This window comes from Herbaspirillum lusitanum, from assembly GCF_026127345.1.
Taxonomy (GTDB): domain Bacteria; phylum Pseudomonadota; class Gammaproteobacteria; order Burkholderiales; family Burkholderiaceae_D; genus Herbaspirillum; species Herbaspirillum lusitanum.
Genome location: NZ_QXFG01000018.1, coordinates 16,810 through 38,531 on the forward strand (window position 1 = coordinate 16,810; position 21,722 = coordinate 38,531).

Here is a 21,722-nt window from a genome sequence, read left to right on the forward strand (position 1 = left end):
GGGGAGGAATCGGAGGAGACAGATGCAGGTTATCGCAGCGCAGCATCGGTCGCCACAGGACTTACACATGGACACACTCTCAACACTTTCCTGACAGCTGGACGCCATCAACTTTCTGTAAAAGTGTTTAACCGGACTTGCTATTTGGAGAGGCATGCATGACAATTGATGAGAATTATTCTCATTTGAAGGATTTCGAGATCCAGCACGCAGAGTGCATTTGATTTTTTCTTCCGATGAGACTCCATCGGCGGCCTCGATATCTCCTGATCTCTTGGATATTGGCAACCCGCCCCCACATGGGTCGGAATCAGGAATCCGGAACATGCAAAGCACATCAGCGAAGCTGCCAACCATTCGCCCCGGCCGCCGGAAATGAAGCCGTGAAGAACACCAGAAGGAAAAATCATGATGCGTCCGCGCCCCCTCGACGATCAGCAACTGCCCAACCTGACCGATGTACAACGCATTGCGCTGCAGCCGCGCGCGACGCGCCTGAACGGCGACTTCGCCCCTCTGATACAGCGTCTCGCCGCACTCGGCAATCTCACTGAAGTGACGCGCAATCCCTCTGCCCTGCTTGAGAAAGACAACGTCAGCGGCGCGCTCTACGTCAACAATGAAATCGAACTGGCCCCGGCCGAAGCCATGCACCTGCGCATTTTCTACCCGCAATGGGAACACGGCTACGCGCTCGAAGAGCACGACGCCTGCAATGGCGGCAAACAACACAGCCTGCAATTCTTCGACCGCTACGGCAACATGATGCACAAGATCGTGCTGGGCGAAAACGGCGACATCGCCTCGTTCCGGCAACTGGTCAGAGACCATGCCGCAGCAGAACAGCTCGCGCCGCACCTGATCCATCCGCGCGAGAGCGATACGGAAGGCAACGACGACACCCTGAGCCAGATCGACGTCGACGCCTTGCGCGCCGAGTGGGCGCACACCCACAACCACGACGATTTCGTCCAGCGTCAGGAAGCCTTCGACCAGCAACGGCTGCGCAAGCTGCGGCTGGCCGGCAAAGCGTTCGCCTATCAGGTCGCCAACGATTCTGCGCGCGTGATCCTGCAGCGCATGACCGAATTCGGCACGTCCATCATGGCGCAGGTCGGCAACGCCGGCATCGTCCAGGCCTACTACGGCAAGATCAAGAACATCCGCGTCAAGGATTCACGCCTGAAGATCATGAACGCGGGTTTCCGCATGCAGCTGCGCGAAGACCATATCGATTCGATCTGGGTCGCCAAGAAACCGACTACCGACGGCATCATCACCTCGCTGGAATTGTTCAACCGCCAGGGCACGCACATCGCCAGCTTCCTGAGCAAGAAGTCCAACGGCCAGCCCGAGCCGCGCGAATGGCGCGAAGCCATCATGCGGCTGATGCCGATTTTCGGGGTCTGAAGCAGCCGCGCAGCGTCATCCATGACGCTGCGGCAGAAGAATTAAAATACGCATCTACTATTTTGGAAAATCACACATGAGCGAACGTCTTCTCGTCATCCTGGCAGGTCTCAACATGTTCATCGCGGTTGGCGCCGGCGCATTCGGCGCACACGGCCTCAAGCAGATCCTCGACGCCGACATGCTGGCGATCTGGCAAACCGCCGTGATCTACCAGATGGTGCATGCGTTGAGCATGTTCGCCGTGGCGCTGCTGATGCCCAAGTTCGGTCCCGCCATCCTCGGCTGGGCCGGCAGTGCCATGTTCATCGGCATCGTGATCTTCAGCGGCAGCCTGTATGTGCTGGCATTGAGCGGGGTGCGCTTCCTCGGCGCAATCACGCCGATCGGCGGCCTGGCTTTCCTGGCCGGCTGGCTGCTGGTGGCGTGGGCGGCTTACAAGGCGCGATAATCCTCGCTGCAAACGTGCAAAGACAAAAAAGGCCGGTAATTCGCATTACCGGCCTTTTCATTTTTACGAACAACTTGCATGCAGATCAGTGGAAGAACTCCGCGATCAGCGTGGCGCCGATGAAGGTGCCCGCATTGGCGGCGAACGACACCAGCACGATGCGCCAGCCGAGCTTGCGGAACGCCGGAATATCCTTGGCGATCGACAGACCCGCGAAGGTCAGCATCGGCGTGATCACGGCAAGGAAGTTGATCTTGCCGGTAATGGCCACGATGGCGTCGGCCCATGGGCAGGCCGGCGAGGTCAGGAACATCGCCACCAGCGTCACCCAGCAGACCGCCGGGATCTTCCTGCCGGTCAGGTTGCACAGCAGGTCGCCAACCAGTACCGCGCCGATCATGATCACGATACAGCCCACCGATTCCAACGGCGCGACCTTGTAGGCGATCCAGTTGGCGATGATGGTCAGCACGCCGGCAAACACCCAGGCGCCGATGCGGCCGGCCAGGTTCAGGTCGGCCACTTCGGTATGGGTCTGCTCATGCAGCTTGTCGTCGGCGGTCGTGCTCGAGGACGAGGTAGTGCGGCCGATGATCGGTTCCAGCACGCGATAGCCCCACACCGCCAGCGGCAGCGAAATGAACAGCGTGAAGTAGGTGCCGATGGTGGTCGTGATCAGGTTGCTGGCCGCGGCGAAAGTCGCCACGTCCTTGGCCATCTCCGGCGTCTGCTGCGCCGCGATGGCGCCCGCTGCGGCCGCCATCATGCTGCCCGAACCAACGCCCGCGCCCATCGCCAGTGCGACCGGATGGAAGATGTTGAGGCTGGTGATGAAGCCGGCGAAGATCGCGATGAAGACCGCACCGAACAGCGTGCCGGTGATGTACTCGGCCAGCACGCCGCGTCCTTCCGGCGAATTCATGCCGTAGCGTTCGCCGATGATCGCCAGGCTCGGTTCACGACCGACCGAGAACGTCGCACCGATGGCTTCACGCTTGATGCCCAGCAGCAGCGCCAGCGGCAAGCCGATCAAGATGGTGCCGACAAAGTGGCCGAACTCCTGGAACACCAGCGCCCAGCCTGCGCCGATGATCTTCGGCAGCGAACTGCCGACCATCAGGCCCAGCTTGGCGACGAACAGCAGCAGCGCCGGCTGCAGGATCGCCGCAGCGCGGAACTGCAGCGGCTGGGTCAGCGCCAGCGGTCCCATTTTCGATTGCAGACTGCCGATCACGGCGCCCATGATGAGCGCCCAGACCATCGGCAGGAGCACGACTTTGCCCGGTCCCATCTTGAATGCCACCGACCCGATCAGTTCGGCCACGACGAGGATCAGCACCGCGTAGACATAGAGTTTCCATGTCTGCAGCCCTGGCTGGATGACGGGTGTAGTTGTTGCGGATGCTTGCATATTTTCCCTCCGGATCTTGAGTCCTGTGTGCGAGGACTATTTAAAGCCGCATTGTGCGCGGCCCTCCCTGGTACAGCTGTTCTTTTTGCAACGATGGATGACGTGTTTTCGACGTGTTTCCTGATGCCTTCGTTGTCCGGCGTCAATCATGCCTTGCCCTGCTCCGCGCTGCAATGAAAATGAAAACGTTCTCATCGGACGGGAACAGAACCGCCATCCGGTTCGCCTCGCCGGTTCATGTCATACGTAGCCGAAGGCGGCAGCCGGCTCCTTCGCCGTCTCGACCCACACGCTCTTGGTCTGCGTGTATTCGTACAGGGCTTCAACGCCGCTGGAACGGCCATAGCCGCTCTGGCCGTAACCGCCGAACGGCGAGGTCACGTTGATGGTCTTGTAGCCGTTGATCCAGAAGGTGCCGGCGTTGATGCTGGCCGCCACGCGATGCGCGCGCGCCACGTCGTTGGTCCAGACCGCGCCGGCCAGGCCGAAGTCGCTGTCGTTGGCGATGCGCACCGCGTCTTCTTCGGTATCGAACGGAATTGCCGCCACCACCGGCCCGAAGATTTCCTGCTGCGCCACGGCCATGTCGTTGCTGACGTCAGCCAGCACGGTCGGCCGCACAAAGAATCCCGGCGTTGAAAAATCCTGCGCCACCGTCGCCAGCCGCGCGCCGTTGCGCACGCCTTCAGCGATCATGCCGCGCACGTGTTCGTATTGCTTGCGGTTGGAAATCGGCCCGACTTCGGTCTGTGCATCGAGCGGTTGTCCGACCTTGATCTTGCTCGCACCGTTGGCCAGCATGGCGACGAACTCCTCATAGACGGAACGCTGCACCAGCAGGCGCGATCCGGCCACACAGCTTTGCCCCGCTGATGAAAAGATCGCCGCTTGGGCGCCGAGGCAGGCGCGCTTGAGGTCGGCGTCCGCGAACACGATGTTGGCCGATTTGCCGCCCAGCTCCAGCACGCACGGCAGCAAGCGGCGTGCAGCGGCTTCGGCGATCTTCTTGCCGGTTTGCGGCGAGCCGACGAACACCACTTTCTTGACGACGCGATGATCGATGGCCGCCTGGCCGACCGTGTGGCCCTGCCCGGCCAGCACGTTGATCAGCCCCTTCGGCACGCCGGCCTGTTCGGCCAGCGCCGCCACCGCCAGCGAGGTAAACGGCGTCAGCTCGGACGGCTTGAGCAACACCGCGTTGCCCATCGCAATCGCCGGCGCGACCTGCCAGCCGCAGGTGAAGATCGGCGCATTCCATGGCGTGATCTGCAGCACCGCGCCGACCGGCTCGCGGCGCGTGTAATTCAGATGCGAACTCGGCACCGGAATCACGTCGCCGTAAAACTTGTCGGTCCAGCCCGCGTAGTACTCGAACATCTCGGCGACCTTGCCGACTTCACCGCGGCAATCGCGGATCGGCTTGCCGGCGCTGAGCGACTCCAGCTGCGCCAGCGCTTCGGTGTTGTCGCGGATTTTCTGGCCAACGGCGAAGACAATGCGGCCGCGCGCGGCGTGCGTCAGCTTCCACCATTCGGCCTGCGCCGTGACTGCAGCCTCGGCCGCCAGTTGCACCACTGCCGCACCGGCGTCGCGATAGCTCAGGCTGTCGGCGCCGGTAGCGGGATTTTGCAGCACCACGGCCGCGCCGTCGCCTTCTACCAGCTTGCCGCCGACATATGAACCGACAAATCCGGCGCCGGGGAAGAACGGCGCGAACGCCGCCAACAATTGTTCTGCTTCATTCGATTGCATTCAAGACTCCTGATGACGTAGGTGAGTTATTTTTCGATGAACTGCACGATGCGATTGAAATCCTCGCCGTCGGCGGTGCCCGCTGCGTCCGCACTCGCGGCCCACAGGCGGCCGACCTCGCCCGACAGCGGCGCCGAGGTGCCGAGCTCGTCCAGCAAACCCATGGCCAGGCGCAGGTCCTTGCGCATGAGCTTCATCGTGAATCCGGAGTCGAAGGCGTCGTTGAAAATCCAGGTGGGATAGTTGACTTGCGTGACGCCGCTGCGGCCCGAGCCGGCGTTGATTCCTTCAAAGATTTGTTGCGCGTCGAGGCCGGCTGCGGCAGCGATGCGCGCCGCTTCGCCGGCGACGATCAGGTGCGCGCCGCACATCAGGTTGTTGAGCAATTTGGTGACGTGGCCGGCGCCGACCGGGCCGACATGCACACGCTTGGCGCTCATCGCTTCGAGCACCGGCGTGACGGCCGCAACGTCTTCCGCCGCGCCGCCCAGCACCATGGTCATGGTGCCCGTGATCGCGCCCTTGGGACCGCCGCTGACCGGCGCGTCGATGAAACGCACGCCCTTTTCCGCCAGCGCGGCAGCGACCTTGCGCGTGCTGTTGGGGTCGGCCGTGGTGGTGTCGACCACCAGCAGGCCGGCCTTGGCGCCGGCAAGCACGCCGTCGGCGCCGAACACCACCGCCTCGACCACGTCCGACGTCGGCAGCGACAGGATCAGCACGTCGACCTCCGCCGCCAGCGCCGCCACGGACGCAAATGTATTGACGCCTTCACGGGCGATATTTTCCACCGCTGCGCTCGCCGGATCATAACCGGACACCGTAAAGCCGCCGCGCTGCAACGACAGCGCCATGCCGCGTCCCATGTTGCCCAACCCTGCCACACCGATATGTTTCATGCCGCTCCTCACTGGATAAGTCGTACGTCAAATCAGACGGGTCCAGTGTGCAAGCTGAGGGAATGAGCGTCAATTACATCGAAAAGCCAATATTGTTCTATTTATGAGAACACAGGAAAAAGATCAGCTGGTGACCTGGAACGCCTGCATCAGCGAACTCGAGTACGACACGAAGCGATTGGCCGCCACCGACAGCTTGCGGCCGACACGCGTGACCAGATGCACCTCGGCGACCGCCAGCACATCGTCTTCCAGCGGGATCGCGAACAATTCTCCCGCCGCCAGTTCGGTCGAGACGGCAAAGCGCGGCAGCAGCGTCACGCCCAGTTCGGACTTGACGAAATGCTTGAGCACATTGATGGAGTTGGTGGTGAGCGTCGGATTGAGCTTGATCTTGGCGGCGTATTCGGCCAGCGCCAGCAATTGCCGCGTGCCATAGGACGTGTGCATCAGTCCGACCGGATATTCGCTGAGCTCCTGCAAGGTGCAGGACTTGCTGTTGCGCAGCGGCGAGTTGGCGCTGACCACCGCCATCATCGGCTGCCGCTGCACCGAGCGCGAGACGATCTTGGGATCGGCGGGAGGATTGTAGACCAGGCCGATTTCGGCGATGTCCTCGGCCACCATCCGCAGCACGTCGTTGGTGCCGGCGAGGTCAAGGGAAACTGAAATCTGCGGATGGCGTTCGCAGAAATACGTCATCGGCCGGCTCATGAAATCGCTCACGAAACCTTCGCCGATGACGATGCTGACATGCCCGCGCTTGAGCCCGCGCAGGCCTTGCAGTTTGGACAACAGGTCGGCCTGGTGAGCCCCTTGCTCACGGTAGTAATCAATCAGCAACTGACCCGCTTCGGTCGGCACCACGCCGCGGCGATGGCGCTCCATCACGGGAATGGCGATTTCCTGTTCGAGCAGCGCGATCTGGCGGCTCACCGCCGAGGGCGCAATGTCGAGCTTGTCGGCTGCCGCGCGTACGCTGCCGCACTGGACCGCTTCAAAGAAATAGACGAGCCGCTGCTCGCTGAGTTTTTTCATCGCCCTTCCCTGCCTGTTTTGTTTTGAGTTGCCTCAATTAGAACAGAATCAGGGAAATGAGCTCAATCCACGACGAAAAACCTAAGCCGCCGCGCCGCTGAGCGCCGCCCTGACGAGGTCGTCGATCTCGGTGGTGATGTTCGACAGCACGCCCGCAACCACCGAAAATTCCTTGCCCGCCTGTCCCGCGCGTGCAGCCACGATACGTGCATTGAAGGACACCATCTTGGCTTGCTTGGCGATGGTTTCGATGTCGGTCATGATGCCGCGCAACTGCTTCTTCATCAGCACGGCGTGGCGTTTCGATTGCTCTTCGTAGACGGTGGTGATCTGGTTCAGCACGCCCAACAGCGGCGTGGTGATGCGCACCAGTTCTTCCAGCAGCGCCGGCGCATCGCGCAGGCGATCCTCGATGGCGTTGAGCGTGCGTTCGGCCAGGTTCATGAAGTAGACGATCTGCGCATCGCCGGCGAGCTTGCCGAAATAAGCTTCGCGCACTTCTTCGCAAAAAATTCCTGGCACCGTATCGGAGCCCCTGACCAGCGCCGTGTGCGCACCGCGGAACAAGGCCAGCGCCTCGCGCGCCGTCTTCACTGCACCGTCGTGGCCTTGCGACGCCAGCACCGCATACAGCACCAGGCGCTGCGAGGTGAATCGCCGGCGTCCCGACAGGTTGATCAATGCGCCGAACACTTCACCCGACAACGGCTTGATGCCGCTGTCGTCCTCTCCGGTCTCGTTGTTCTGCACCAGCCTGATTTGTGCGGACGCCGTCATGGCATTCCTTTCATGTGAGTCCCGAAGAGATTCTTATGCCGCTTCTTTGGCCGGATGCGCCTGCTTGCGATACAGGAATTCCAGCACCGTCGTACGGTATTCGGAATACCGTGCATCCTGCGCCAGCGCCACGCGCTCGCGCGGACGCGCCAGCTTGACCTCGAGGATCTCGCCGATGGTGGCGGCCGGGCCGTTGGTCATCATGACGATGCGATCCGACAGCAGCACCGCTTCGTCGACGTCGTGCGTGACCATGACGACGGTCGACTCGGTCTTGGCGACGATCTTCAGCAACTCGTCCTGCAAATGCGCGCGGGTCAGCGCATCGAGTGCGCCGAACGGTTCGTCCATCAGCAAGACCTTGGGTTCCATCGCCAGCGCGCGGGCGATGCCGACACGCTGCTTCATGCCGCCGGAGATTTCATTGGGACGCTTGCTCTCGGCCGCCGTCAATCCCACCAGCGCCAGTGCGGCGCGTGTACGGTCGCGCAATTGGGTGCGATTTTCAGTGGCGCCGAAGACGCGCTCGACGCCAAGAAAAATGTTTTCGTAGCAGGTCAGCCACGGCAGCAACGAATGGTTCTGGAACACCACCGAACGCTCCGGCGACGGACCGGCGATTTCACGGTTGGCGCACAGGAGCAAGCCGTCGCTCGGCTTGAGCAGGCCGGCGATCAGGTTCAGCAGCGTCGACTTGCCGCAGCCGGAGTGACCGATCAGCGTAATGAACTCGCCCTTTTGCACGGTCAGGTTGATGTCGCGCAGCGCGTGGAAGCTGCCCTTCTTGGTGTGAAACACCATCTCGACGTCATTGATGTCGATAAACTTGTTGTGCATGTCCATCAGAATCCCCTGTTGCTTTGTTAAGCGTTAAGTCATTGAGTCATTGCATTGCGTTGCACCGAAACGGAATCAGCTGCTGACTTCTTCGTAGGTGAAGGCCTTGGCCAGCGCCACCAGCAATTGCTCGAGAATCAGGCCGACCACGCCGATCACCACGATCGCGATGATGATGTGCGGCACGTTCAGGTTGTTCCATTCATCCCAGACCCAGAAGCCGATGCCGACGCCGCCGGTCAGCATTTCCGCCGCCACGATCACCAGCCAGGCGGTGCCGATGGCCAGACGGACGCCGGTCAGCATGTACGGCAGGACCGATGGGAACAGGATCTTGGTCAGGATCTTCCATTCCGACAGATTCAACACGCGCGCCACGTTCATGTAATCCTGCGGCACGCGCTGCACGCCGACGGCGGTGTTGATGATCATCGGCCAGATCGAGCAGATGAAGATCGACCAGATCGCTGCCGGATTGGCCGACTTGAACACGAGCAGGCCGATCGGTAACCAGGCCAGCGGCGACACCGGTTTCAACAAGCTGATGATGGGACCGAACATACCCGACAAAAAGCGCACGCGACCGATCATGAAGCCCAGCGGAATCCCCACCAGCGCCGCCATGCCGAAACCGATCGCCACGCGCTGCAGCGATGCCAGCACGTTCCAGCCAATACCCTGGTCGTTCGGACCGGTACGATAAAACGGATCGGAAAACAGTTTGATCGCCTCCTGCAAGGTCACCAGCGGCGTCGGGAAATTGCCGGTCTTGGCGGCGACGATCTGCCACACCAGCACCAGGAAAGCGAGGCCGGTCACGGGAGGCAATATCTTCATCAGCCAACCCGCAAACGGCAGGTTTCTTCTCGCGGCCTTCGTCTTCTTTACCTTCGGAACAGCAACGGCAGCGGGTATCGCCACTTCTGCGGTAGCTGGTGCCGGCTTGTCGTTCATCATCGTGTCCATGACTGCGCTCATATCGATTCCTTCACTTGGTGCTGCTGCAAAATGTCCTGCGATCCGGCGGCTTGTCTGGTCAAGCCTTGACCTTGAACGAAGCGGCGTAGGCTTTCGGATTCTTGCCGTCCCATACGGTGCCGTCCATCAGCTTCGAGGTGCGCATCACGTCCTTCGGAATGCTGGTCTTGGTCATGGTCGCGGCGTCCTTGAACAAATCGATCTGGTTGACCGACTTGGCTACGGCCAGGTAGTCGGGATCTTCCTTGAGCAGACCCCAGCGGCGATGCTGCGTCATGAACCACATGCCGTCCGACAGGTATGGGAAGTTGACCGCGCCGTCGTTGTAGAACTTCATGTAGTTGGGGTCGTCCCAGGTCTTGCCGAGACCGTTCTGGTAGCGGCCCATGATGCGTTGATCGATGACGTCCTTGCTGGTGTTGACGTAGGACTTGTCGGCGATCACTTCGGCCATCTTGTTCTTGTTGGCCAGCGAGGCGTCGATCCATTTGCTGGCCTCGAGGATTGCCGCCATCATGGCGCGACAGGTATTCGGATATTTCCTGGCGAAGTCGAGCGTGGTGCCGAGGACTTTTTCCGGATGGTCTTTCCAGATGTCCTGCGTGGTGGTGGCGGTGATGCCGACGCCGTCGACGATCGCGCGGTGGCCCCAGGGCTCGCCGACGCAGAAACCGTCCATGTTGCCGACCCGCATGTTGGCCACCATCTGCGGCGGCGGCACGGTAATCACCTTGGCGTCCTTCATCGGATTGATGCCGTTGGCGGCCAGCCAGTAGTACAGCCACATGGCATGGGTGCCGGTCGGGAAGGTCTGCGCAAAGATGTATTCGCGCTTGTCGGTTTGCATCAGCTTGGCCAGCGACGCGCCGTCGACGCCGCCCTTGTCGGCAATCTTCTTCGACAGCGTGATGGCCTGGCCATTGTTGTTCAGGCTCATGAGCACGGCCATGTCTTTCTTCTGACCGCCGATGCCCATCTGCACGCCGTAGATGAGGCCGTAGAGCACGTGTGCCGCGTCCAGCTCGCCGTTGGTCAGCTTGTCGCGCACGCCGGCCCAGGAGGCTTCCTTGCTGAGCACGATCTTGATGCCGTATTTCTTGTCGAAGCCGAGCACCGAGGCCATCACGACGGAAGCGCAGTCGGTCAGCGGAATGAAACCGATCTTCACTTCTTCCTTCTCCGGTTTGTCGGAACCGGCCGCCCAGGCTCCTCCCGTGGCTAGTCCCAACATGCTCGCTCCCGTTGCAAGTCCTGCAGTCTGAATCAATTGACGACGCTTGAAATCCACTTCGTTCACAGCTTCCACGGCCTTGCTCGCTTGCTCTTTGAATTCCATCGCATTCCCCATTTGTTCGGCGGCAAAAAAAAAGGCGTCCCTCCGGCATGCACTGAGTCATGTCGAAAGACGCCTTTGTCTTGGATGGATCCGACCGCCATTGGCCGGATCGTTCATTGCGCAAACCTTGCGCTAATGCAGACGATTCAGCAAAGAGCGTGCCAAGCACATGGAAAAGCACGTGAAAGCCGCGCCGTTCATGGGCATGGCGGCAATCCGCCGTGGCCGGATGGAAAGCAAAAAGAGAGAAATTGACGATGCCGGCGGCGCACCGGCTTTGTGCTGCGCACCAATTTGGCGGTGCATGCACGCCGCCACAGCGAAGAAAAGTGTCAGCCGAGCAAATCTTCGACGTCCAGCAGGCGCTGGGCGATTTCGGAAAGCTTGAGGTTCTTGTTCATGGCCATGCTGCGCAACTTCTGATAGGCCTCGTCTTCCGAGAGCTTGTGCCGGGACATCAGCAGACCTTTGGCGCGCTCGATCACCTTGCGCTCGGCCAACTTGTGTTTGGTGTCCGACAATTCGGTCAGCAGCTTCTGTTCCCGGCGAAAGCGCGCCAGCGCCACGTCGAGCACCGGCTTGATGCGCTCGGCTTGCAGCCCGGCCACGATGTAGGCGGTGACGCCGGCTTCCATGGCGGCTTCCATGCTGCTGGTGTTGTCGTCTTCGGTAAACATGACGATGGGGCGGCGTTCGTCGCGCGTGGCGATGACGATGTGCTCGAGCACGTCGCGCGCGTCGGATTCGGCGTCGATGATGATCATGTCGGGCTGGAGCTGGGCGATGCGCTCGGGCAGATACAGGTCGGCCGGTAGCGAGGCGACGATATTGTAGCCCGCCTCCAGCAATCCGATGCGCAAGGCTTTGCTACGCTCGGCCTGCTCCTGCAGGTCGGTGTCGGTCTCATCGGCGTGGTCGATGATGGTGTTGACGACGACAATGCGTAGATTGCGCATGTGAGGTTCCAATGTTCGACTGGACATCGTGAATCGCTTCTGAACTCGTTACGGGTCTGGATGGTTGTGGCGCATCCCGTACCGGACCTGGACTGCGCCGGTTTCATGTTGCCACACCTCCACGCTGCATGCCCGCCCGAATATCCTCCGGATGCAGCGGGCGAATAGTAACCCATTTGGAAATGCTGCACACTTTCCCTCATCTTGTGAGGCATTTTAAATGGGACGCCGCTGCGCGCTTGTCAGCAACAAGCAAAAATCAAACCAGAAAACACGGTGCAACGGTATCGCCATTCCGAATCCCCTACTCCGCCACTCGCCTTTTCCTACAGGAAATTGAGGCAGACGCCTATCTACCGCAGGCAAGGCGATTGTTAACATCCATCGCATCAACATTGCTTCGCACTTGCACCCTATCAGCCCGGAGGAGATTACCCATGTCACGTCGCATTCGTTGCCTGCCGGTTGTCGGCAAGTCCGTGCAACTCGCTACCTATTTTGCCGCAGGCAGTGCCCTTGCATTGACGTCGGCCAGCGCGCTGGCCGACCCGTCGCCGGCGCTGGATCGCTTCAGCCTGTCGGCAGGCGCCTACTACGTTGACCCGACTTTCCGCGTCAACGCCAACTCGCAGTACGGCTCGTACCAGTCCGGCGACATCGACCGCGACCGCACCGCCTTGCCGCGCGTCCGCGCCGAGCTGCTGCTGTTCGACAGCCAAGGACTGTCGTTCGACTATTTCACTTACAAGAAAAATTACGGCGGCGCCATCAACCGCACCATTCCCGTGGGCACCGGCTCCACCCTCAATGGCAATGGCGACGCCAATATCCAGGTGGACATGGCGTCGCTGGCCTACAAGTGGTGGATCGGCCAAGGCAACGACGTCTTCGGCATCGGCCTCGGCGCCGGCTACTATCGCGCCAAGATTGACGTCAATGCGGCAGCCACGCTCAACGGCGCGGCCGGCACGTTCAGCGACAGCTACTCCGAAAAAACCTGGGCGCCGCTGCTGGAAGTCGGCTGGAAGCATGCCTTCAGCAAGGACCTCCGTCTCTATGCGGAAGCCTCCGGCGTGAAGAAAAACTGGGGCAGGGTCACCGGCCACATCTATGGCGCAGCAGTCGGCGCCGAGTGGTATCCGCTGGCCAACCTGGGTATCGGCGCCGACTACGGCATCACGCGCATCAAGATCAACCGCGACGGCGGCGGCGCCATCGACGACGCCAATCTGGATATCCGCCTGAAAGGTCCGTCGGCTTACGTGAAGGTACGTTTCTGACATGGACGCCATGCGGCTTCGCATGGCGACGATGAACGCTGCAACCCTGCAGTAACAACAAGGAGAACAACATGACACTCGGCACCATACTTCTGATCGTTCTTATCCTGATCCTGATCGGCGCCCTGCCGACCTGGCCGCATAGCCGCTCATGGGGTTATGCCCCCAGCGGGATTGCCGGCACGATCGTCATCATCCTGTTGATCCTGGTATTGCTCGGACGACTATAGTCCCGGGGATTTCATGCCGTGCAGGGCAAACAGGATATGATGGCGGCGTTGCACCTTGAGGGTGCAACGCCGTTCATCATTTCTACCCGAGGAGTCTGCAACGATGAGAAAAAATCGCCGACCACACCTGCTTCTGATGCCGCTCCTGCTGGCGGCCGGCATTGCCGCCGCTGCCGTGCATGCGCCGGCGTTGGCCGCTGAAGAAGACGTTTCCCAGGAAGATCCCGCACGCTGGTATCAAGGCGACGACACCGCCCGGTTGCACTACAAAACGCTGGTCAAAGAAGCCCGCGCCGCCGGGGCCCAGGCGCTGCAGGAATGCAAATCCCTCAAAGGCGCAGAAGCCAAAGGCTGCCGCAAGGAAGCACGCGACAATCAGAACAGCGATCTGGCACGCGCCAAACGCATTCTGAAGGCACGCAGCGCCGTGGAATGAACCGGACACGCTCGCGGTAGACTGCGTCTTCACAGAAGCGAAAAAGGGACCCGCGGGTCCCCTTTTTTCATTGCGGCTGAATCGATCCGGCCGTACTTTGGTCTTTACTTGCCGGCCTTATTTTCCGACCTGATTACCAATCACGCCGCCAACTGCAGCGCCACCGGCAGTACCGATGCCGCTGCCGCCGGTCAGGACGGCGCCGCCCACTGCACCGACGCCAGCGCCGACCGCCGTATTCTTGTCACGCTGCGACATGCCGCTGCAACCGCTCAGGATTGTCAGGGCACAGACAGTGATCGCAGTCACTGAAATTTTACTTATTTTCATGATGACACCTCTTTAAAAATGGTTGTTGCTGCGAAAAAATACAGCAGCGCAGCAGCCGATCATTGGGCCCAATGAAGAGCCGGTATTTTTTAGACCATGTTCAGCATGCGAGTTTCATGTCGAAGGACTATGCAAACATTCGCTTACACTTTTGGCGTCGTTGGCATCGCAGGCTTGTTTTTTAAGACCGGGATGCTCATACACGATGACCGCATTGCGGATCGATGGAGGATGCTTGCGTTGAACCATGTCGAGGTAGAGGAATTTTTTCTTGCCCACGCCGGCTGCGGCGACGGCTTTGGACTTTGCAGTGTTCGCCTTGATGAGCGTCAACGCCTGCGAGGTGGCGGCGAAGGTGGGGGGACACACCATTGCGCCGGCCAATACGAGCAAAGCCACTGTAGTTATTTTTTTCATAATCCCTCCCTCGACAAGTCGTGCGCATCACGACGCGGGAATGTTTAAACGGAGCGCACCAGCGATACCGGAGCATCATGACAAAAGAGGATCGCACCCGACAGCCGTGCTTCTCCGATTCTGCCGTAAGACGATTCCTACAAATCTCGCCAAGGCCCGACATGACGGGGGCCTGAAAATGAAAGCCGCGCCCCATTTTCAGCAACCGGCTTAACGGTCCTTCAGCGCTTCCTTGGCGTCGCCGTAGCTCTCCTGAACATTGCCGTCAATTTGCTTTGCAGCGCCCTTGACTTGCTGTTCCTTGCTATCGACCATTTCGCCGGCCTTTTGCTGGACCTTGCCTGCTACTTCCTTTGCCTTGCCTTGAACTTGATCTTTATTCATGATGGCTCCTGAAAATGAAGGGACCAGTTACTGTCTTTGAAACAGTCAACTGCACACATCTCCTTGAATGGAAACGCGATGACTCATCTTAATCAGGAGCGCTTTTTGAGGCCATAAGACAGCCTCGCTTTGCGGCGTAGGACAATACGCAAAGTCGGTCTCAGAAAGGGGAATCGGCCTGCAGCGAGCGTGCAGGCCGGGGGTTCAGACGTCGGCGACGGGCGCCAGGGGAAGGCGTATCGAGATAATGGAGCCATTGCCCGGAGTGGAACGAATGACGACATTGCCGCCGAAGAAAGTGGCGCGCTCGCGTAAACCGCGCAGGCCGTAAGTCTTGTTGTTATCCTGGCGTTCCTGCGGAATGCCGACGCCGTTATCCCGCACCGTCAGCGAGACCTGTTCTTCATCGACGTCGAGGATGACGTCGACCTGAGTGGCTTTGGCATGCTTGGTGACATTGTTGAGCATCTCCTGCAACATGCGATAGATGGCGATTTCCATCTCGTGACCGATGGTCACATCCTCGTCAGGCAAGCTGGACTTGCAGGTGATGCCGGTACGCTCAGCGAGTTCGTCGAGCTGTTCCGTGATTGCCGCCTTGAGTCCGAACAAGTCCAGCATGTTCGGACGCAACTCGGTCTGGATCCTTCGCGTGGTGCTCACCAGCGAACTCATCAGTCCCTGCATGCGCGGCTTGCGCTCTTGCCACTTCTCGTCTTCCGGCAGGATCTTGTAGACGCTCTCGAGATGCATGCTCAACGCCGTCAGCGAGGCGCCCATGTTGTCATGCAGCTCGCGAGCGATGGCGCGCTTCTCTTCTTCGCGCACGGTTTCCAGATGGTTGGTCAGCTCGCGCAGCAAGGCGGTCCGCTCGACCACGGCTTTCTCAAGCTGCGCTTCGCGTTCGCGCAGGGAATCTTCGGCGCGCTTGCGCTCGGAAATATCGGTGCTGATGCCGATCACGCCCAGTACGTTGCCGGCCTTGTCGAACCAGGGCACGCGCGTGGACTGATAGGTGAAGATGCCATGCTGCAGATGCAAGGTCTGCTCGATCGTCTCCGGCAGGCCGTGCGCCATGACGCGCTTGTCGTCCTCGTCGATGCGATCGGCTTCTTCCCGCTCGGTGAACAGCTCGCGGCTGGAGCGATACATGGCTTCTTCCCAGGTCTTGCCAACCTGCTGCAACAACGCGGGATTGGCAAACACCAGCAAGCCTTGGCGATTCTTGACGAAGATCGGTTCGCGGGTGCTGTCGCTGACGGCGGTCAGCAGGGAATTGGCCTCGGCCAGCTTGGCTGCGCTTTGCATGCGCGCACCGTATTCGCGATCGAGCTTGCCGGCAAAACGCCAGAACACGAACACCACCAGCGCACCGTCGATCAGCGTCAGGAACGGCAGCATCAATTGATCGGAATACAAGCCGCGTTCAGCACCCCTCGACACCAGCCAGTTCAGCAGCAGGATCAGGAACAGCATAGAAGGCAACAGGCGCCGCAACATGTTGCCGCCCGGTGCGTGACCGATGATGATGGACATCAGACGATGCGACGGCCGCGCCATCAGCAATGCTGCGCCGAGCAGCAAAAAGCCCAGCGCCGTCAGCAAGGGAATTCCGGTCGAATAGCGCAGGAAGGTCAGTTTGTTGATGCCGTACAGATAGCCGACCAGCGGGATCGCGCTCAATCCGAGCAGTACGAAGGCCAGATATTCAGCCGGGTAATGTCCACCGCGAATACGCAGGTCTTGCAACATAAGGATCAGCGCGGTGAGCAGGAAGCAGCCGGCGGCGAGCGGATGGATTTCGGCGCCGAATGCGCTGCCCGCCGTCGACAACACCGAGAAAGCACCGTGGAGCAATTTCACGCCGAACAGATTCTGCAGCAGGAATCCTGCGCTCAACAGCAACAGCAGCACGATAAGCACGCGCGATGCCAAGGCCAGCTTGCGACTGATCTTGCCGACATTGAGGCATTGCAGGTACAAGGCAGCCCCGGACAGGATGAAGCCGGCCGCAGAACTTCCCTGTACCGAGATGAGGTCGGCCAGGATCTTGCGGTAGCCGTCGTCGGCATAGCAGCTGATGAGCACCACCACGCCGAACAACGCGATAATCATGGCCAGACTCATGGCGGCACTGATGATGCTGGCGAAATTTGCCTGGGTGGCGACGTAATGTTCGAGCGAAGAGCTTTCGCCGGTATCGTTTCTGGTGGATGTCGTATGCATGTGCTGAAAACCCTTGATTTTTTCGTTGACCCCACGGCGAGGCGCGGCGGCATGCATTGACATTATATTGGGTTGCAACACCGCATCATGGCGATGTCAATGGCGGGACGAGGTCCGCACCATTGGAAATCAGGCTGGAGCGAATCCGCGCGGTGAATTGTTCTTGCCCGCTGCGCCCCGTCCGCTGATACGTTCGATCAGACTGCGCAATTTGGTGAACTCCGATGATTTATCGAAGAAGAACTGCACGCCGTACTGAACGCCGACGCGGCGATAGGTCGAACTGACATGATTGCTGAAGACGATCTTCAGTTCGTCATGGCGACGTTTGCCGGCGAGCGCCAGCGATTGCAGCAAATGCATGCCATTGCCCTGCTTGAGCTGAATATCGAGGATGAGCACGTCATAGCTCTCGTTTTCCAGACGCGCCATGGCATCCTGCTCGGTCTCGGAATAGCCTGCAAGCACCACACCCGGAATTTCGGTGAGACTCTCGATGATGAGATCCCGTACGTCCTCCGAGTCTTCCACCAGGAAGATCTTGAGCGGCGCATCGACAGAATGCCCCTTCGTCGTCACCAGTTGTTGCAGCACATCTTCCATGATAACTATCCAAAACGACTAACAACCCAACAATCAACACGGCGCTCGGCCGCTCATTTCCCGCCTCGTCATTTCCCTCCCGACCGGCAACGCTGCCGTCAGTCGATCAGGTTGTTCTTGATCGCGTAATAAATGATGTCGGCGTTGTTCGCCATGTTCATCTTTTGCAGCACGCGCGAGCGGTAGGTGCTCACGGTCTTGACGCTCAGGCACAGCTCATCGGCGATTTGCGTCACGCCCTGGCCTTGGCCGAGCTTGTAGAAAATTTCGTATTCGCGCTGAGACAAGGTCTCGTGCAGCGGTTTTTCCGAATCCACCGGATCGGTGGTCAGCAACTCGGCCACGCCGTAGCTGATGTATTTGTGGCCGCGCAAAATCGTGTTGATGGCGCTGACCAGGTCGGTCGCGAGCGCTTCCTTCTGCACGTAGCCGCTGGCGCCGCTGCGCAATACCTGCACCGCGTAGCGGCTTTCGGGATGCATGCTGAGCATCAGAACCGGCAGGTTGGGCTTTTCGCGCTTGATCTGTTTCAACACTTCGACGCCGCTCTTGTCCGGCATCGCGATATCGAGCAGGACAATGTCCCACTCCTGGGTGCGCACCAGGCGGATAGCTTCTTCCGCCGTGCTGGCTTCACCGCCGACTTCCATGTTCGGAATGTCGGCAATGAAATGCTGAACACCGGCGCGCACTACTGCGTGATCATCGACTACCAATATTTTTGTCATAGTTTTTACCAGCATCAAGACAATGCTGCATATCTCTCATTGATCAGGCAAATGCGGTCAAACTGCCGGGGTGCAGCCTGCCCATCATTTGTTCAGAGTGATCCGGGACCCGGACATCTTCCGCGGCTAACTATACCTCAACGATTGCAAATTTCGTACCATTTGAATGCACCTCAGGGGCGGCGACCGCATTCGCGGCGGCCACCCCCGACCGACCGGCGACTTACTTCAGACGCAGGTCGTTCTTGACCGAAGTCACACCCTTCACACCGCGAGCCAACTCGGTTGCGCGGCTGGCTGCCGTTGCCGAACTGACAAAACCGCTCAGCTGAACCACGCCCTTGTAGGTTTCGACGTTGATTTCGGCCGACTTCAGGTTCGGTTCCTGGAGGATGGCAGTCTTCACCTTGGTGGTGATGACTGCGTCATCGACGTACTCGCCGGTGCCTTCCTTGTTCGGACCGGAAGCGCAACCGACCAGCGACACCATCATCAGTGCGAGGAAAAAGCCTGTGATACGTTTGGTCAAAGATAAAGTCATGATGGATCTCCTTGTTGGTAAATTCAATTCGTGTTGCCTGCGATTTTTTATGGAGAAGCATCGCACCTCTCCATGACCTTACTGCATACTCGATTACTCAATTTCAGCAGTTCAATTCAACTACTCAATTGCATCCTGGCGCGTCCCCGGATTACTTGGCGAACTTCACCTTGGCATCAGCCTGGCACTTGTCCCTTTCAGCACCGTTCATTGCGTCGCACTTTTCCTTGGCGGCGCTGTATTCGGCGTCATTGCTGGTCTTCTTTGCATCTTTCTTGGCGTCAGTGGATTTGCGCTTTGCCTTGGCGTCGGCTACTGCGGTTTCATGAGCAGCCTTGGCTTCCTTCTGACAGACGTCCTGTTCATTGCCCTTGAGCGGTTTGCACTTGGCCTTGGCGGTCTTGTAATCCGCATCGGCGGCCGCGACGTCGGCCTTGTATTGGGATTTGACGGCATCAGCTGCGCTGGCCAGGCCATGGGCGCCCAATGCGGCGGAAGTCAGGATACAAGCGGCGATGAGTTTTTTCATGGGTAAGCTCCTCTGGTTTTATTAAAAATTGATTTTTGCGCCGGCGTACGACAAACAAGCAACTTGCCGATTTCAGCAAAGATCAGTGACGCCAATCCTCGTTGCTGTCTTCGAATGCCTTGATCTGCTTCTCGGTTTCGTCCTTGTTGATGCCATAGGCTTCCTGGATGCGACCGGCCAGCTGTTCACGCTTGCCGTTGATGGCATCGAGCTGGTCGTCGGTCAGCTTGCCCCATTGTTCCTTGGCCTTGCCTTTGAACTGTTTCCAGTTGCCTTCGATGATGTCCCAATTCATGGTGTTCTCCTTCGCGTTGATGACACGGATGCCGTGTTGATGATGCATGCCCGGCTCAAAGGCCGGACAGGCGTAGTCAATCGAGCAGATCGCTCATGTCGTCGGCGTGTTCTTCTTCCTTCGCCATGATGGAAATGAGCAAATGCCGGGTGGTCGGATCGTCGTCGCCGATGCGTTCGATCATCTGGCGATACGTCTCGATGGCGATGCGCTCGGCGATCAGGTTGGCGCGGATCATCGACTTGATGTCGCTGGAATCGTCATAATCGGCGTGGCTGCGCTCGGACAGCTTGCCTGGATTGAAATCCGGCTCGCCGTTCAGTTGCACGATGCGTTCGGCGATCTGGTTGGCATGCGCTTCCTCTTCCGCCGCATGCTCCAGGAATTCAGCCTTGATCGGCTCATTTTCCAGACCGGTAGCGGTGAAATAATGACGCTTGTAGCGCAATACGCAGACCAACTCGGTCGCCAGCGCGTCATTGAGCATCGCCACGACTTCTTCGCGATTGCCCTTGTAACCTTGGGTCACGGCGCCGTCGCCGATCTTCTGAGCGGCTTCGCGCACTTTCTCGCGGTCGATATGAAATGGCGCACCTCGTTCACCCGAAATATGACTGACCGTCGATGGGTTGCTTGACATGATGATGTTCCTTTATTCGATTGGCTGAATGGCTACGAATGGCTGCGATGACAATGAACAGGCGAATTCAACGTTCGCCGGTACGCGCCACGCACAAGCCCAGCAGCAAGCCGACGCCGGTGGAAATCGCGATGGCGCGCCATGGATTCGACTGCACGTAGTCGTCGGTGGTGGAGGCGATCTCCTTGCCGGTCTGGACCACATAGGATTGGATGCCTTGCGCCTTGACGAAGGCGCGATCCAGGATTTCTTCACCCTTGGCGCGCAAATCTTCGGCTTTCTTGCCGGTAGTGGCTGCGGCTTCGGTGAACAGTTCCTGTGCTTCCTGCAGCAGGACCTGGACGTCGCTACGGACGGTTCGCAATTTTTCTTCGCGCATTTTTTCCTCTCTTTCGTGTTGGTTGGCAGCTTCAGTAGCGGGGCGACATCTTCTCGATGCCGACGCTCTAATACATGAAGTACTGAAGGATGAGCAGCATCAGCAGAGGCATGCCCAGTAACCAGCAAATCACCAGTTTTTCTTTTTCCATGGTTGCACCCGTTTCGATAGTTCTTGTGTTGAAACGAACCGCTTGTCTCTTCCGTGCTATTCCTCGATTGCATTCGATTACTGCTGCATTGCTTGCTGTTTGCGCCGATAAGCCGATAACTGAACGATACTGGCAGTACCGTTTATCAGCGATAGGACTGCGGCTCATTACCTTGTAGGACAAGCCCGCAATCGGCTGTCATCAAGGCGTTGCGTCCTGCGACAACTCATCCTTGACTGGCATGGCCGGCGTAATGACGTTGCCGCCTTCGCCTTCCCAGCGATGCAGCGCCTTGCGCTGCAAACGTGCTTCACGGGTCGACAAACGATTGGCGCAGACATTCAGTACCGCCACGACAGCGGCACCGGTCAGTCCCACCGTGAGTAGAAAATTTCGCGTGTTCAGCATGGTCGGCTCCGTGTTTTGGTAATTCTGCCGCGGCGGTCAGGCAGACATGTGCTGCTTGAGCGAACGCTTGATAAGCTGGCGCGCGTCACCCATCGTGCGCTGCACCTTGCCGGCTTGCTGCAGCTGCGCGGCGTGGCGAAGGTGCGCCTGATCGCGCATCAGGCCGGCCAGGTTTTGTTCCATGCGAGCTACGGCGATTTTCATGCTGCCCAGCAGTTGATCCTTGTTCATGGCGCGCTCCTCGGTTGGATGGGGTGAAGCAATGGAACAGATCGTAGCAATGCCCCTTGGCAAGAGGTA

General features: G+C 59.3%; 29 protein-coding genes. 6 read left to right on the plus strand and 23 right to left on the minus strand.

Translation table 11 applies throughout. The annotated features are described in order from the left end of the window. Positions 1-408 precede the first annotated feature (408 nt). Positions 409-1,410, plus strand: a complete 1,002-nt coding sequence (locus DXT88_RS21750) for a ChuX/HutX family heme-like substrate-binding protein (RefSeq protein WP_265216015.1) — start codon at positions 409-411, stop codon at positions 1,408-1,410. Between the two features lie 76 nt (positions 1,411-1,486). Continuing rightward, a complete protein-coding gene (locus DXT88_RS21755; RefSeq protein ID WP_265216016.1) occupies positions 1,487-1,861 on the plus strand; it encodes a DUF423 domain-containing protein in 375 nt (124 codons plus the stop codon). An 85-nt stretch (positions 1,862-1,946) separates the two neighbouring features. Here DXT88_RS21755 and DXT88_RS21760 read toward each other — a convergent pair whose 3' ends face one another. The 8 genes from DXT88_RS21760 to DXT88_RS21795 all read right to left on the minus strand — a co-directional run bounded on the left by DXT88_RS21760 (position 1,947) and on the right by DXT88_RS21795 (position 10,784). Then, positions 1,947-3,272 (minus strand): DUF3100 domain-containing protein, encoded by a 1,326-nt coding sequence (locus DXT88_RS21760; RefSeq protein WP_029363188.1) that lies wholly within the window; start codon positions 3,270-3,272, stop codon positions 1,947-1,949. A gap of 240 nt (positions 3,273-3,512) precedes the next feature. Continuing rightward, positions 3,513-5,024: an aldehyde dehydrogenase family protein gene (locus tag DXT88_RS21765; protein WP_265216017.1), complete on the minus strand. Its 1,512-nt coding sequence runs from the start codon at positions 5,022-5,024 to the stop codon at positions 3,513-3,515. A 26-nt stretch (positions 5,025-5,050) separates the two neighbouring features. Continuing rightward, complete coding sequence (locus DXT88_RS21770) at positions 5,051-5,923, minus strand: NAD(P)-dependent oxidoreductase (RefSeq protein ID WP_265216018.1); 873 nt, start codon at positions 5,921-5,923, stop codon at positions 5,051-5,053. 123 nt (positions 5,924-6,046) lie between these two features. Then, complete coding sequence (locus tag DXT88_RS21775; RefSeq protein ID WP_016833112.1) at positions 6,047-6,961, minus strand: LysR family transcriptional regulator; 915 nt, start codon at positions 6,959-6,961, stop codon at positions 6,047-6,049. 81 nt (positions 6,962-7,042) lie between these two features. Beyond that, complete coding sequence (locus DXT88_RS21780) at positions 7,043-7,738, minus strand: methyl-accepting chemotaxis protein (protein WP_016833113.1); 696 nt, start codon at positions 7,736-7,738, stop codon at positions 7,043-7,045. A gap of 33 nt (positions 7,739-7,771) precedes the next feature. Beyond that, entirely contained in the window at positions 7,772-8,581 is an 810-nt protein-coding gene (locus DXT88_RS21785) for an ABC transporter ATP-binding protein (RefSeq protein WP_016833114.1), read from the minus strand. 69 nt (positions 8,582-8,650) lie between these two features. After that, a complete protein-coding gene (gene ntrB, locus DXT88_RS21790) occupies positions 8,651-9,553 on the minus strand; it encodes a nitrate ABC transporter permease (RefSeq protein WP_029363189.1) in 903 nt (300 codons plus the stop codon). Positions 9,554-9,611: 58 nt separating this feature from the next. Continuing rightward, positions 9,612-10,784, minus strand: a complete 1,173-nt coding sequence (locus DXT88_RS21795) for a CmpA/NrtA family ABC transporter substrate-binding protein (protein ID WP_265216019.1) — start codon at positions 10,782-10,784, stop codon at positions 9,612-9,614. Positions 10,785-10,820: 36 nt separating this feature from the next. Here DXT88_RS21795 and DXT88_RS21800 point away from each other — a divergent pair, with 36 nt between their 5' ends. Continuing rightward, entirely contained in the window at positions 10,821-11,144 is a 324-nt protein-coding gene (locus tag DXT88_RS21800) for a hypothetical protein (protein ID WP_265216020.1), read from the plus strand. A 77-nt stretch (positions 11,145-11,221) separates the two neighbouring features. Here the strand turns inward: DXT88_RS21800 and DXT88_RS21805 are convergent, their stop codons facing one another. Further along, entirely contained in the window at positions 11,222-11,845 is a 624-nt protein-coding gene (locus tag DXT88_RS21805; protein ID WP_016833117.1) for an ANTAR domain-containing response regulator, read from the minus strand. A gap of 437 nt (positions 11,846-12,282) precedes the next feature. On the opposite strand from DXT88_RS21805, the gene DXT88_RS21810 reads away from it, so the two are divergent. From DXT88_RS21810 to DXT88_RS21820, 3 genes are all read left to right on the plus strand, one after another. After that, on the plus strand, positions 12,283-13,125 hold the full coding sequence (locus DXT88_RS21810; RefSeq protein WP_265216021.1) for a hypothetical protein: 843 nt from the start codon (positions 12,283-12,285) through the stop codon (positions 13,123-13,125). Between the two features lie 71 nt (positions 13,126-13,196). After that, complete coding sequence (locus tag DXT88_RS21815) at positions 13,197-13,355, plus strand: DUF3309 family protein (protein ID WP_016833119.1); 159 nt, start codon at positions 13,197-13,199, stop codon at positions 13,353-13,355. A gap of 103 nt (positions 13,356-13,458) precedes the next feature. Then, positions 13,459-13,791 (plus strand): hypothetical protein, encoded by a 333-nt coding sequence (locus DXT88_RS21820; protein ID WP_029363190.1) that lies wholly within the window; start codon positions 13,459-13,461, stop codon positions 13,789-13,791. A 117-nt stretch (positions 13,792-13,908) separates the two neighbouring features. Here the strand turns inward: DXT88_RS21820 and DXT88_RS21825 are convergent, their stop codons facing one another. The 14 genes from DXT88_RS21825 to DXT88_RS21890 all read right to left on the minus strand — a co-directional run bounded on the left by DXT88_RS21825 (position 13,909) and on the right by DXT88_RS21890 (position 21,653). Beyond that, entirely contained in the window at positions 13,909-14,121 is a 213-nt protein-coding gene (locus DXT88_RS21825; RefSeq protein WP_407649390.1) for an osmotically-inducible lipoprotein B, read from the minus strand. A 114-nt stretch (positions 14,122-14,235) separates the two neighbouring features. Continuing rightward, entirely contained in the window at positions 14,236-14,538 is a 303-nt protein-coding gene (locus tag DXT88_RS21830; RefSeq protein WP_265216022.1) for a hypothetical protein, read from the minus strand. Positions 14,539-14,748: 210 nt separating this feature from the next. Then, on the minus strand, positions 14,749-14,922 hold the full coding sequence (locus DXT88_RS21835; protein WP_265216023.1) for a CsbD family protein: 174 nt from the start codon (positions 14,920-14,922) through the stop codon (positions 14,749-14,751). Positions 14,923-15,126: 204 nt separating this feature from the next. Further along, a complete protein-coding gene (locus tag DXT88_RS21840; RefSeq protein WP_265216024.1) occupies positions 15,127-17,148 on the minus strand; it encodes a PAS domain-containing sensor histidine kinase in 2,022 nt (673 codons plus the stop codon). Between the two features lie 129 nt (positions 17,149-17,277). Then, positions 17,278-17,751 carry a response regulator gene (locus DXT88_RS21845; protein ID WP_016833126.1) on the minus strand — a complete coding sequence of 158 codons (474 nt, stop codon included), beginning with the start codon at positions 17,749-17,751 and terminating at the stop codon, positions 17,278-17,280. A 98-nt stretch (positions 17,752-17,849) separates the two neighbouring features. Then, positions 17,850-18,479 (minus strand): response regulator, encoded by a 630-nt coding sequence (locus tag DXT88_RS21850; RefSeq protein WP_029363191.1) that lies wholly within the window; start codon positions 18,477-18,479, stop codon positions 17,850-17,852. 223 nt (positions 18,480-18,702) lie between these two features. Further along, positions 18,703-19,020: a BON domain-containing protein gene (locus DXT88_RS21855; RefSeq protein WP_029363192.1), complete on the minus strand. Its 318-nt coding sequence runs from the start codon at positions 19,018-19,020 to the stop codon at positions 18,703-18,705. A 151-nt stretch (positions 19,021-19,171) separates the two neighbouring features. After that, on the minus strand, positions 19,172-19,549 hold the full coding sequence (locus tag DXT88_RS21860) for a hypothetical protein (RefSeq protein WP_016833132.1): 378 nt from the start codon (positions 19,547-19,549) through the stop codon (positions 19,172-19,174). A gap of 82 nt (positions 19,550-19,631) precedes the next feature. Then, positions 19,632-19,844: a CsbD family protein gene (locus tag DXT88_RS21865; protein ID WP_265216026.1), complete on the minus strand. Its 213-nt coding sequence runs from the start codon at positions 19,842-19,844 to the stop codon at positions 19,632-19,634. 76 nt (positions 19,845-19,920) lie between these two features. Next, positions 19,921-20,484, minus strand: coding sequence for a ferritin-like domain-containing protein (locus DXT88_RS21870; protein WP_016833137.1), 564 nt, complete (start codon positions 20,482-20,484; stop codon positions 19,921-19,923). Between the two features lie 67 nt (positions 20,485-20,551). Further along, positions 20,552-20,863: a DUF883 family protein gene (locus tag DXT88_RS21875; protein WP_016833139.1), complete on the minus strand. Its 312-nt coding sequence runs from the start codon at positions 20,861-20,863 to the stop codon at positions 20,552-20,554. Positions 20,864-20,930: 67 nt separating this feature from the next. Beyond that, positions 20,931-21,182: a hypothetical protein gene (locus tag DXT88_RS21880; protein ID WP_265216027.1), complete on the minus strand. Its 252-nt coding sequence runs from the start codon at positions 21,180-21,182 to the stop codon at positions 20,931-20,933. Between the two features lie 33 nt (positions 21,183-21,215). After that, a complete protein-coding gene (locus DXT88_RS21885) occupies positions 21,216-21,422 on the minus strand; it encodes a hypothetical protein (RefSeq protein WP_265216028.1) in 207 nt (68 codons plus the stop codon). 36 nt (positions 21,423-21,458) lie between these two features. Then, positions 21,459-21,653, minus strand: coding sequence for a hypothetical protein (locus DXT88_RS21890; protein WP_265216029.1), 195 nt, complete (start codon positions 21,651-21,653; stop codon positions 21,459-21,461). Positions 21,654-21,722: the final 69 nt, after the last annotated feature.